The organism is Pantoea sp. MBLJ3, assembly GCF_000816655.1.
GTDB classification, from domain to species: Bacteria; Pseudomonadota; Gammaproteobacteria; order Enterobacterales; family Enterobacteriaceae; genus Pantoea; species Pantoea eucalypti.
On sequence record NZ_JSUT01000003.1, the window covers coordinates 384,601 to 397,648 of the forward strand.

The 13,048-nt window shown below is 54.7% G+C and carries 8 protein-coding genes; 3 read left to right on the forward strand and 5 right to left on the reverse strand.

Annotated elements, in window-relative coordinates; genetic code table 11:
- Positions 1–181 precede the first annotated feature (181 nt).
- From NP77_RS04930 to NP77_RS04940, 3 genes are all read right to left on the reverse strand, one after another.
- A complete protein-coding gene (locus NP77_RS04930) occupies positions 182–1,303 on the reverse strand; it encodes a L,D-transpeptidase family protein (protein ID WP_039659227.1) in 1,122 nt (373 codons plus the stop codon).
- A gap of 214 nt (positions 1,304–1,517) precedes the next feature.
- Positions 1,518–3,332 carry a glycoside hydrolase family 15 protein gene (locus NP77_RS04935; protein WP_039659229.1) on the reverse strand — a complete coding sequence of 605 codons (1,815 nt, stop codon included), beginning with the start codon at positions 3,330–3,332 and terminating at the stop codon, positions 1,518–1,520.
- Positions 3,333–3,568: 236 nt separating this feature from the next.
- Positions 3,569–4,150, reverse strand: coding sequence for a DedA family protein (locus tag NP77_RS04940; RefSeq protein ID WP_039659231.1), 582 nt, complete (start codon positions 4,148–4,150; stop codon positions 3,569–3,571).
- Between the two features lie 209 nt (positions 4,151–4,359).
- Between NP77_RS04940 and NP77_RS04945 the strand changes: the two genes are divergently transcribed.
- The 3 genes from NP77_RS04945 to NP77_RS04955 all read left to right on the forward strand — a co-directional run bounded on the left by NP77_RS04945 (position 4,360) and on the right by NP77_RS04955 (position 8,745).
- Positions 4,360–4,947, forward strand: coding sequence for a Yip1 family protein (locus tag NP77_RS04945; RefSeq protein WP_008925064.1), 588 nt, complete (start codon positions 4,360–4,362; stop codon positions 4,945–4,947).
- 179 nt (positions 4,948–5,126) lie between these two features.
- A complete protein-coding gene (pbpG, locus tag NP77_RS04950; protein ID WP_003851808.1) occupies positions 5,127–6,074 on the forward strand; it encodes a D-alanyl-D-alanine endopeptidase in 948 nt (315 codons plus the stop codon).
- Positions 6,075–6,300: 226 nt separating this feature from the next.
- Positions 6,301–8,745, forward strand: a complete 2,445-nt coding sequence (locus tag NP77_RS04955; RefSeq protein ID WP_039659233.1) for a DUF3772 domain-containing protein — start codon at positions 6,301–6,303, stop codon at positions 8,743–8,745.
- A gap of 94 nt (positions 8,746–8,839) precedes the next feature.
- Here the strand turns inward: NP77_RS04955 and NP77_RS04960 are convergent, their stop codons facing one another.
- Together NP77_RS04960 and NP77_RS04965 are read right to left on the reverse strand one after the other, a co-directional pair.
- Complete coding sequence (locus NP77_RS04960) at positions 8,840–11,491, reverse strand: beta-N-acetylhexosaminidase (RefSeq protein WP_039659235.1); 2,652 nt, start codon at positions 11,489–11,491, stop codon at positions 8,840–8,842.
- Positions 11,492–11,539: 48 nt separating this feature from the next.
- Positions 11,540–12,937 (reverse strand): OprD family outer membrane porin, encoded by a 1,398-nt coding sequence (locus NP77_RS04965; RefSeq protein WP_039659236.1) that lies wholly within the window; start codon positions 12,935–12,937, stop codon positions 11,540–11,542.
- Positions 12,938–13,048 lie beyond the last annotated feature (111 nt).

The window sequence follows — 13,048 nt, forward strand, 5'->3', positions numbered from 1 at the left end:
CCTCATATGGCTGATGCCGGATGCTGATATGCATCGGGTTAACGGAGTGTGATACGCGCTTTATATGACAGATTAATGATGGTCACGTGGGGAAGGAGAGGAGAAATATTCGTCAATTTGCCTTTATGCAGGCAATAAAAAAGCCAGCGACAGGCGCTGGCTTCAGAAGGCAGAGTGACAATTACGAGCTGGTATTTGCCGCTGCTGCTGGCGCTGCAGGTGTTACCGGCGCGGCAGGTGCAGCTGGCTCAGTGGCTGGCTGCTGCGGCTGAGTAGCATCGCTGCTTGCACCCTGTGGCGTTACCGGCGTCATTGGCTCTTCCTGAGGAGCAGCCTGTGAATTTTCGGGTACCGGAACAGGCGCAGTCTGGACATTGTTTTCCACACCATTCACTTTTACTGGCATACCGGTACGGCTCTGAATCGCGGCATTAACCTGATCCTGATTCACGCTGGCATCAACCACAATTTTGCTCACGGCCTGAGTCAGGGTAATCGGCACCAGCTCACGTGAGTTGAACTGCTCTTCAGTGGTCGACAGTGGGTTATGCACTTCCACATAACGTGAACCGTCCGGCTCTACAGTCGCTTTCACGGGCTGATCAACGAACTGTACGCGTGTGCCAACCGGCACATTCTGATACAGCCATTTGATATCGTCAGCACGCAGACGCACACAGCCATGGCTCACGCGCAGGCCGATGCCGAAGTTGGCGTTGGTGCCGTGAATCGCATAGAGACGACCAATGTAAAGCGCGTAAAGGCCCATTGGGTTATCCGGGCCTGCCGGGAACACCGCTGGCAGCGTTTCGCCGCGAGCCGCGTAGTCCGCATGCATACCTTTGGTTGGCGTCCAGGTCGGGCCATCTTTCTTACGTTCTACCGCGGTAGTCCAGCTGATCGGCGTATCTTTACCCAGTTCACCGATACCAATTGGCAGAACCACGACGGTTTTGCTGCCCTTCGGGTAGTAGTAAAGACGCATCTCCGCGCTGTTAATCACAATGCCTTCACGCGGTGCGTCAGGCAGGATCAGCTGCTGTGGGATGATCATTTTGCTGCCAGCCTTTGGCAGATAAACGTCAACGCCCGGATTGGCTTCCAGCATATTGCTGAGGCCCATCTGGTACTGTGCCGCAAAAGCTTCCAGCGGCAGTTTGCTGTCTTCAGGAACAGTAATTTCGATATTTTCCCCGATCAGACGGCTGTTGGCCGGCGGCAACGGGTAAACCACAGCAAAGGCTGACTGGCTGAACGCCGCCAGAGCCAGTGCGATTGAAGCGAAAGCGCGAATGATTTTCATATTTTACAATTCTTTATCGCCATATTTCAGGCTGTTCAGTGTGTCGAATTCATGCTGGCCAATGTGACCTGCTGCGCATTATATGTTCATTAAACTGACGTTGTGAATCGGGATTTTAACCTCCCTGCAATACTTTACGTAATTTCAGCGCGGATGTTAGCGCATTTCCGTGAATCAGGAGGGTAAAAATGGGGCTTTCCGGGGTTACCACCGATTAAGGTTGCCACTGCGTCTGTTCGCCACTGAGTTTGCGGTTCAGGAAAAAGGCGGCACTGATCAACGCCAGATGTGTCAGCGCCTGCGGTGTATTCCCCAGCGCATGGCCGTGACTGTCAAACTCCTCGGCATAAAGGCCCAGCGGATTGGCGTAGCTCAGCAACTTCTCGAATTCAAAATGCGCCTCCTGAATCCGCCCTGCGCGTGCCAGACATTCGACATACCAGAAAGAGCAGGCGCCAAACGAGCCTTCCGATCCTTTAAGACCGTCGGCGGGCGTCTCATGCGTATTGTAACGCCTCACCATACCATCACTGACCAGGTTGGCTTTGATCGCATCCAGTGTGGCAATCCAGTCCGGATCGGTGGCACCAACAAAGCGTACCAGCGGCATCAGCAGCATGGAGGCGTCAAGGTATTCGCCATGCCGGGTCGAAGAGAAGTGACCGCGTTCGCTGTTCCAGAAGTTCGCCCAGATATCTTCGCGGATCTCACGGCGTGCCCGATCCCAGCGCTCGTAAGGCATCGGCAGGGATCGCTTCATGCCGAGACGCAGCGCACGATCCATCGCTACCCAGCACATCAGACGTGAATGCAGGAAATGCTCCGGTTCGCCGCGCATCTCCCAGATACCGGCATCGGGCTGATCCCAGTTATCGCTTAGCCAGTCGATCATTTTGACCACATGTTGCCAGCCGCGCTGAGAGATCGCCTCGCCATATTTGTTGGCCAGATAGACCGCATCCATCAGTTCGCCATAGATATCGAGTTGCGTCTGCTGCCAGGCATCATTGCCGATGCGCACCGGTCGGGAGTCGGCATAGCCGGAGAGATTCAGTAATTCCATCTCATGCAACTCAGTGCCGCTGTCGAGACGGTACATCACCTGCAGGCGCATCTCATCATGATGGCTGTTTTCAACGCAGCGACCCACCCAGTGAGTAAAGTGTTTAGCTTCATCGATATAACCCAGCCGCATCAGCGCATACATGCTGAAGGACGCGTCGCGGATCCAGGAGGCGCGATAGTCCCAGTTGCGTTCGCCACCCAGTTCTTCAGGCAGACCAAACGTTGCCGCCGCCGCAATGGAGCCGTGCTGATACGAAGTCAGGAGCTTCAGGACCAGCGCCGAACGCTGCACCATTTCACGCCAGCGTCCCTGATAGGTGCTGTGGCTGCTCCAGTGTCGCCAGTAATTCAGTGTCTCTTCAAAGCAGTGTTCAGTGGCCAGCGCTTCGATATGCGCATCATCCACGCTGCCAAATTCGAACTGCGCATATTCGCCGGGCTGTAACGTGAAGTGGGCTGTCGCACTCTCATCCTCCAGCGTCATCACCACCGAGGCTGCAAGGCGCAGCGACGGCTGGCCCTCAGCATGAAAGTCGATACAGCCATTATGCGCTTCTGCACGGGTCTGCGCCCGGGCATAGTCGTGGCGGGGCGAACAGCGCATCTGAAAGGTGGCACTGCCGCGGACCATTTTGAGCCGACGGATCAGGCGCGGCATCTTATCCCTGTCATCACAAATCGGCATGTAGTCGGTGATTTCTGCCACGCCTTCATCATCCAGCCAGCGGGTCTGCAGGATGTTGGTGTCGGGCAGGTAGAGTTGCTGACGTCGTGCATTGGGCCAGTCAGGAGCCAGAGAGAAAAGTCCGGCGTCATCGCTATCGAGCAGGGCGGCAAAGACCGACGGGCTGTCAAGTTCAGGCCAGCAAAGATAATCAATGGTGCCGTCATTGGCGATCAGCGCACAGGTGCGCAAATCGCCAATGACACCGTGGTCTTCAATCTTACGTTTTACCTTACTCATTCTCATCTCCCTGTCAGTGTCCCTGCTAACTATAGCTGAGCTATTCGATGCGGCTTCGGTTGGGCACAGATGGTTAACGTAAGGTTGAATAAGGCAGGGAAGGGAAAGCGCGTAGAACAGGGAAGGTGAAACTGACGACGTGGTCAGCAGGGTGCCCGGGCGCTGATGCGTGTCTGGCGACCCTGCTGACGTTCACTGCCAGTGACGCCTGCTGGCAACGGCGTTGTTTATTTCATTTATTCCTGATCGGCCCGACGGTTATGCCAGCGGCGGATGAACCAGCGCAGCACAAAGGCAAAGATGACCGCGCCCACCAGCCACAGCAGATGTTTCAGATGCTGATCGAGTTTGTGCAGCCACGGCGCGATGATGCCACCCGCGAAATAGCCGAGGGTCACGAAAATCACGGCCCAGATGGCCGCTCCGATAACGTTAAGAATGAAAAATTTCATTGGATTAAGGCGGCTGGCACCGATAATAATTGGGCCAATCAGCCGGAAGCCATACATAAAACGCACGCCAATCACAAACAGGCTGGGACGGCGTTTAATCAGTCGGTTCGCCTTGACCACTTTATCCTGATGCTTTTTAAAGCGGCGCAGGATGCGCGTGCCCCAGCGGCGGCCTACCCAGTAGAGCAACTGATCGCCGACAATGCCGCCACTCATCGCGGCCAGCACCACGCCCACGTAATGCAGCAGCCCCTCATGCGCGGCCACGCCGCCCAGCAATGTAAATGTTTCCCCTTCGGCAATACAGCCAATAAAAAGTGCCAGATAGCCGTACTGTGTAATTAATGCGTTGATATCCAGATGCAAAATGACTCTCCCTGTGCATTGGGTGATGGTTTCTTTCAGTCTATACGCGATTTGGCCTCCCTTCCGCCCGTGCACGATGGAGGGGTTTATTTACGCTGTTTTTTTGTCCGGTCACCACGAAAGTTTTACTGCCGTTTATACTTGAGAAGACGCTGCCCCCAAAGACGCATGCATCACCGGGCGGCCCATCGCATCAGAGGAGTGACTGTATGAACCATGTCTGGGGACTTCTGGCGCATCCGAACCAGGAAATGCGTCATATCAAGCAAGAGAATGAAAGCGTATCGCACCATTACACCCATCATGTTCTGCTGATGGCGGCGATCCCGGTGATCTGCGCCTTTATCGGAACAACTCAGCTGGGCTGGAATCTGGGCGACGGGCAATATGTGCAACTTAACCTGGCGACCGGGATCGGGCTGGGCATTCTGTTCTATCTGATTATTCTGGGTGGCGTGGCGGTAATGGGACGCGTGATTCACTGGATGGCGCGGGATTACCCTCAGCGTCCCGGCGTTCAGCGCTGTACGGTCTTTGCCGGTTACGTCGCTACGCCGCTGTTCCTGAGCGGACTTGTCGCACTCTATCCGCTGGTCTGGCTCTGTGTGCTGGCAGGTGCGCTGGCGCTGCTTTACACCGGCTATCTGCTCTATATCGGCATCCCCCTGTTTCTGAATATCGACCGCGAAGAGAGTCTGCGCTTTTCCGGCTCAACGCTGGCCATCGGCGTGCTGGTATTTGAAGTGTTACTGGCATTAACTGTCGTGCTGTGGGGATATGGACCGCATCTTTTCTGATAGAACGCTGCCGCCGCTCTGGCGGCAGTTCTCTTTTTACGCCCGGAAACAATCTCACCAGGAAATTTCTTAACCTTACGGGTATGATACCGCTGCCAGCCCGCGCTGCGAGTTTACTGAGGCGGGCGGCCTGTGTCGGTCTGACACAGTACATCTTCATAACCGGGTTTTTTTCTACGATGCCTGCAAAAATTCGTTTTACTCTGCTTTCGCTGGCGCTGCTCGTTTCAGGGCAGATTGTTTCACTTCCGGCGCAGGCGACTACCACACTGTCGCAACTTGCGCCTATCGCTCAGCCGCAGATCGCCTCTGGCAGTGCGATGATTGTCGACCTCACCACCAATAAAGTGCTCTTTTCCAGCCATCCGGATCGGGTCAGGCCTATCGCGTCGATCACCAAGCTGATGACGGCGATGGTCGTGCTGGATGCGCATCAGCCGATGAACGAGATGATACCTGTCGATATCAGCCAGACGCCGGAAATGCGTGGTGTCTTCTCACGCGTGAAGCTCAACAGTCAGATCAGCCGCCGTAATATGATGCTGCTGGCATTGATGTCCTCGGAAAACCGTGCTGCTGCCAGTCTCGCGCACGCCTATCCGGGCGGTTATAACGCCTTTATCCGGGCAATGAACGCGAAAGCGCGATCGCTGGGCATGAAACAGACCCGCTATGTCGAGCCGACCGGTTTGTCGACGCAAAACGTCTCAAGTGCACAGGACCTGGTTAAGTTGCTCAAAGCCACACGGGAATATCCGGAGCTGGGCGCGCTTAGCACCACGAAAGAAGAGACGGCGGTTTTTGCTCATCCGAGCTATGCGCTGCCGTTCCGCAACACCAACCATCTGGTCTATAAAAATGACTGGCATATTCAGCTGACCAAAACCGGTTACACGGATGAGGCAGGCCACTGCCTGGTGATGCGTACCATGATTAATAATCGTCCGGTGGCGCTGGTGGTACTGGATGCCTTTGGCAAATATACCCACTTCGCCGACGCTAACCGTCTGCGTAGCTGGATCGAGACCGGTAAAGCGGCACCGGTCCCTGCGGCCGCACTGGCTTATAAAAAACAGAAGTCGGGCCAGGTCGCCAGCAATGGTGCCAGCAGTGCCGGCGTCGAGTAAAAATAGCCGACATGTTGTATTGCGCGACAGGCATTGCCTGCAGGCTGAGCAGGATGCCAGAATAGAATGTGGTCAGAGGCTTCAGGCCCTTTTTTGCCTCTGACCGCCCGGAATCAGCCCCAAAAAATGCCCGTTATTCCTATATTGCCCTCCCTTGCAAAGCCCTACACTACGCGCGACTGGCGAGGGAAGATCGCCTGATTTAAGCTGCCGGAATCTTACTCATATGTTTATACGATCCTTTTTTGCATTGTTAATGCTGGCGCTGGTGGGGTTTGCCCCGGCGCTGGCGCTGGCCGCGGATAATACGGCCACGCCTGCTCAGGAACAGGATGCGCCACCGAAGCTGAATGCTGCGGTGGAACTGCCGAAAATGCAGAAGATCCTCGATAAAATTAAAAGTCAGGTCTCCGTCGATGCCGGCGAAAACAAGCTGACACAGCTGAATGAAATGGCGCTGGAACTCTCTGGCAGTGCCGATACGCTCGGGCAGGCGCTGGTACCCGATCGCCAGCAGGTCGATGCACAGCTGGGTGTACTTGGCCCGGCCCCGAAAGCCGACAGTGGGGTGAAAGAAACCCCGGAAGTGACACGCAAGCGTAACGCGCTTGAGAGCCAGAAAGGCAAACTCGACGACCAAATCAAACAGGCAGAAGGGATTAAAAATGGCGCGCTGATGCTCTCCTCGCAGATTGTTAACCTGCGTCGTGATCAGCTGAAAAGCCAGCTGGCGTTGAACTCCGGCAGCATCCTTGGTGCACGCTTCTGGTCACCGTTGCTCAATAGCCAGGATCTGGATGGTGAGAAGATTGGTGAGTTCCTGCAGGAGTTGCAGGATACCGCGGCACTCTCATGGGAGCCGGGCTGGCGCGTGGGCAGTGTCTTCTGGCTGCTGGCGGCATTGCTGGTGATGACGGTCGGTCGTCGCTACAGTGAAGAGTTTCTGGCCTGGGTCAGCATTAATAAACTGCCGGAAGGGAAGCTACGTCGTAGTTTCCTGGCGGCAGCGGTAGCGCTGACTACGCTGGCGGCTGTTGTCCTCACCTTTAACTTTCTCTCTCTGGCCTTTACCCGCCGGGATGAGGTCTCTGAAAACGTTCAGGACTTTGTTGATCGTCTGGTGCAGCTAAGCGTCTTTTGTGGCCTGATTGCCGGACTGGGGCGCGCATTCCTCTCTACCCGCAGGCCCAGCTGGCGCTTACCGGCTATCTCCAATGAAGTGGCGATGGCATTAAAGCCGTTTCCACCCATCACCGCTGTGCTGGTGTTTATCTTCCAGACGGTCGAGGCGTTTAACTACAGCGTCGGCACCAGTCTGAATACCACCATTTTTGCCAACGGCCTGACGGCACTGTTGATTGGCAGTACTGCACTGGCGATCAGCATGCGCACCAACCGCGTACGCCGTCGCCTGACCCAGGCGGGCACACCGCCGGAAGCACGCTCAACGCTGGTCGGGCTGATTCAGATGGGCCTGACGCTGACCGCGGTTGCCATCCTCGTGTCGCTGCTGATCGGTTACGTTACGCTGGCGCGCTTCCTGAGTTATGAAGTGATCTGGTGCGGTCTGCTGTTTGGTTCGTTCTACTTCCTGAGTCACCTGCTCAAGGATGGTTGTGAGAGTCTCTTTTCGACCAGTAATGCCACCGGTCGACGCATTCAGAGTTCACTTAACATCAATGAGCGTCATTTGCAGCAAACGGCTACGCTGCTGACGGCCATCGGTAAAACCTTCCTGGTGCTGGTGGTGGCGCTGGCGCTGGTCAACGGCACCTTTGCCTCTTCAACGCCGATTGAGCTGCTGCAAAAAGTCATTGAGTTCTGGGGCGGTAAAGGCCTTGAATCCCTGAACATCGTGCCAGCGCATATGGTGAATGCGATAATTTGCCTGATTGTCGGCATCTATGTGCTGCGATCGGTGCGTCGCTGGCTTGATACCGATTTCCTGCCCAAAACCACCATGGATGTGGGGATGCGGGTGTCGCTGGTGACGCTATTCAGCAACATTGGTTATGTGCTGATCATTCTGCTGACCCTGTCGATTATGGGGCTGCAGTGGAACAAGCTGGCCTGGATCGTCAGTGCGTTGTCGGTTGGTATCGGTTTTGGCTTACAGGAGATCGTGAAAAACTTTATCTCCGGTCTGATTCTGTTGACCGAGCGGCCAGTCAAAGTCGGCGATCTGGTGAGCATCAGCGGCATCGAAGGGGATATTCGCCGGATTAATGTGCGTGCCACGGAAATTCAGCTGGGCGACAAATCCACCGTGATTGTGCCGAACTCGCAGTTTATCTCGCAGAATGTGCGCAACGCGACAATGGGTAATGCGCAGGGTGTGGTCACCATTACGCTGACCTTCCCGCTAAATATCGATCCGGTAAAGGTGCGCGATATTCTGCTGGAAGTTTATAACGAAAACGAACGTATTCTGGAAACACCTGAGCCATCGGTTTCGTTTAAAGATCTGACCCAGCAAGGGATTGTCCTGAGCGTCACCGGTAATGTTGCCGGTCAGCGGCAGATAGCAGGAGCGAAGAGCGATCTGCTGTTCGATATTCTGACGCGTCTGCGTAAAGAGGGCATTCTGCTCTCCACTCCGCAGACCATGATTATTGAGCGCCGTCAGCAGATAGCAGATGTGGAGCCGGTACCCGAAGAGAAGCTGGTTTAAAAGAACCCGTTTCAGAGGTGAAAGGGCCGACGTCTGTCGGCCTTTTTTATGTCCAAAACACGGGCTTTTAAGCCTGTTTTCTCACTCCCGCTGACTACAACGTTTCCTCACGGCTGGTGCGCTGGCCATCGCTGCTCACCGACCGAATGGCGACAGTACCGTTGACCTGCGGCGGTCTGTTGGCGTCGTAGCGCTGCCAGTTCTCACCCTTGTCCAGGCTGTATTCCAGCGTAATGCCAGGCAATGCCACGTTCATCAACAGAATACCATCAGCAATTTTTGCTCCCGGTACGGGCAGGCGATAATCAATACCCGCTTTATCCAGTTTTGCCAGTTCCCGTTGTCCCAGCAGGTTGGCAAATCGCTGCCAGTCGTTCAGAAGCGCCTTCTGATCAACAAGTTGTGTTTTGCCACCGGTATACTCCTCACCCGGCTGATAGTCCCGCTCCCAGCTGGCGCGGTGCCAGCTGCGTTCTGCGACTGAAAGGAGGCGAGGATAGTTCATGTACTCCATTTGATCGTCAGTGCGCACGGTCTCGCTCCACAGCTGGGCCGAAATACCATAAGCCCCTTTCCAGGGTTTCGCGGATTTGGCGCTGAAAACGTTACCGTCGCGATCTACCGAAGTTTCAGCATTCTGCGGCAGGTTGTCCGGTGCGAAGCCAAAGATTTTTCGCTCATCGTTGAAGCGAGTGCCCCAGTAATAGCCGCGCTCCAGTGGGTTAACTTCATACGGGAAGTCCAGATAGAGGTAGTCAGGGCTGGAGATGACTACGTCGTACCCTTTCTGTGACCAGTCACCGGCGCTGTCAAAACCGCCCCAGTAGAGGGTATCCCAGAAGTTGACTGCGACACGCGGCGTCGCGAACTCTCCGGCATGTTTGACATCTTTCAGGCCATCCTGCCAGGCCTGCATTTTGCCAATACCGTGCCGGTTCACGATTTCGTTCACGGTCAGGGCAAAATAGCTCGGCAGATGGGCCAGATCTTCCACTTTGCCGCTTTTCACCAGTGCCTGACAGGCCTGTGATTTTGCCCATGGCAAATCTTCGCGGCTCAGGTCTTGCAGACCGGTACCCGGTTTTGGACTGTTTTTGTCAGAGTAGCCTGCGCCCAGCCGGATATTCTTCGCTTCATCACCGCCAAAATGCCAGACGCTGAGTGGCTGGCCTGCCTCCTGGTGCATCGCCTTGATTTCACCAATCACTTTGTCCACGAAGCGTTGTGAACTTTCAATGCAGGGGTTGAGATAGCTGGTACGGTCGTAAAACTGCACTGAGGTGGTGTTGGAGTTATCGGTCGGATCGATCAGGCGCCAGGCGTTAGCCTCGTCAGGTTTCCCCTCCTTCATCAGCCGCTGATAGCGCGCTTCCATTGAGATGACCGCCGCCCGGGCATGGGCGGGTATGTCAATTTCCGGGATGACCTGAATGTGGCGCGCCTGCGCATATTTAACAATCTCTATATAGTCAGCGCGACTGAAATAGCCGCTGCCATTGTTATCACTGAAGGGGCCGGAACCCAGTTGCGGCAGCAGACACTTTTGTTCGGAAAGATCATGACAGCGTTTCGCACCCACTTCCGTGAGTTCCGGTAGGCCGGGAATCTCAATCCGCCAGCCTTCATCATCACTGAGGTGGAAATGGAAACGGTTCATCTTCCACGATGCCATCTGATCAAGCTGTCGCATCACCGCCTGTTTACTGTGGAAGTTACGGGCAACGTCAAGGAAGGCACCGCGATAAGCAAAGCGCGGCGCATCATGGGCTTCCAGCGTGGCAATCCGTGGCGCGCCCTCTGAGGGGACCAGTGACAGAATCGACATCAGACCGTAGAACGCACCGGCAGCGTCGTAGCCGACTATGCTCGCACGGCGGGAAGTAATATCGAGGTCGTATGCGCCCGATATCGCTTTTTTGCCGCTAAAGTGACCCGGTTTGACCTGCGTGTTAATAGCGAATCCATCAGGCGATTCTTTGAGGCCAAGCAGTGCCATACGCTGTCTCACTGCCTCAGCGGTTTCACGGCTCAGTCCAGTCAGTGACAAGGTGACGCCACGGCTGAGATCGGTATCCTGCGAACGAAGTTTAACGTCCAGCGGCGTGGGTGTGATTTGCCCCCGCAATGCTGAGGCTGGCAGGGTGGCGACATCGCTGTTTTTCTCAAACCGGCTGACAGGCTGCATCAGGACGTTATTGTCATCGGCACTGCGTCGCCAGTGGTTATCCAGCGGCAATACAAACTGGCTGGGATCTTCGTAGTCAGTGCTGGCAATAATTTTTGGCGTCGCCTCACCGGAGGTGACATACCAGCGCGGCATCACATCAGTCACGAACAGTTGCCAGTATTCGTTAACGATGGGGATCTGCACTGATTCGCCCGCGCCAATACCCGTGAATTTCTCTGTTGGCTCCAGTCGCGTTAAGTCTCCGACCAGATGCGTCAATGTAAACTGATCGTTATCGACCCGCAGCGTCTGGCGGATGTTGCTCATGTAGATGGCCCAGTTTTTGTCGGTCAGTGCAGGGCCGTTATTGGTCAGCGTGATAATGGCGCGGTTACAGGAGGCAAAATCGGCGCCTAACGCGGCGCAATCTGTACCGTGCAGTCCCGCCTGGTTGTCTGTTACCTGATAGGTCACGCCAAACTGGCTGATTTGATCAACCACCTTCTGCCCTGACGAGCTGGCGTGGCCTGTGGCGGTAACGCTCAGCAGAGTGAGCGCGATAAGGCTTAACTTGAACATGTTGATTCATCCTTAATGGTGAAAATAGTTCCGAAAGTCCGCAGGGCGTCAGAACAGCGTAAACGGCGCGATAACAATAAATTTGATGTCCTTCTCGTCCTGGAAAATGTTGTTGTATCCATTGCTGAAGCTGGGCAGGTCGCTGTGATTTTTGTAGCGGGTATAGTGAAGATGGAACTGGGTGTCTTTGGCCCGGCCCTGCTGGATTTGATAGATCAGATCAAGGTTCCAGGCCGACTCTCTCAGTCGCTGACTCTGGTCAACGGTGGGGAGCGTGGCGGGTTTTGCATCCCAGCCCCAGACGTAAGATGCGCCGGCTTTCCAGCCCGTCAGCTGCCACGGCGATAAATCGAGCATCGCGCCTGCAAAGATCGCTTTTTCACCATTGGCGTTCCAGTCAGAACGCGAATCCCACCAGATATCCATTCGTCCGTTGGAGGTGGCGTAGCCCGGCGTCATGCGCTGCAGGAAAAAGCCCTGATTCCCTTCAGCTTTAACCCAGCTGCCTTCAAGTCGGAGATCCACCGGGCCGACGGTATAACCGACGGTGATCGCCTGTAACCAGGCCAGGCCATCATAGACATCACGCGGGTTTGCGGCGCCCCCCGAGACTTTGTCGCGTGCGCCATAAAACTGATAGCTGGTGCGCAGTTCGTTACCACCTGGGCTGGCAGACCAGGATGCTTTGGCAAAATATTGATCCATATAATGTGCGGCCTGACCAAATGCACCTTCAAGCACCAGATTATTTTTGAAGTCATATTTCATGCCGAATGAATGCAGGTAGCTGACAGGCGTTTTATTATCAGCCTGCCGGAAATCATATAAATCACGATACCAGGGGGCTTTATATTTATCGGTCCACATCCAGGAGAGTGATAATGCGCCTGCTTGCTGGAAATCATAAAGTGCACCCGCTTCAAATCCGCGATAGGTGCCGGGCAGGAAACTCCAGTGAGGCGCAATCAGTGTCTGTCCGGTTGGCTGGATATAACCCGCGCGTAACCAGTAGTCGTTATGTTTTAATTTCAGTGCGGCTTTATAAACCGATGCGCCACTGCTGTCGCCATTCCATTTTTCATTCCAGCGGGAATGCGATTTACTGAAGCCAATTTCATTGGGTGCGGCGGGACCGCTATTGGAAAGTTCAACGGCGCCAAACACGGCGAGGTCCATGCCAATCCAGTCCCCGGCATAGCCGGACTGATAGTCGAGGTTACTGTTGAGTGAAGTATGGTGTAAATTAGCCTGGTACTCTCCCTGATGCTGACTGGCGGGATCGCTCTCTTTTCGGTCTCGCTGTCGCTGCCAGTAAAAAACATTTCCTGTCAGCGTTGAGTCGTCAAAAAATCCGGCAGCATAGGCTGGCGTTGATGACATTGCCGTTACGCCTGCTGACAGCGCTATTATTTCCATCAATACTAATGTGTAGTTTTTTTTAGACATGGAAGATCCTGCCCTGAGGTAAATTAATATTTGTGGTTTTTTATTTTTGTGTCGTGAATATATTTTTCGCGACGCGAATTATCAATTGGCAGGGTGGTTTTTTGTGAGGCG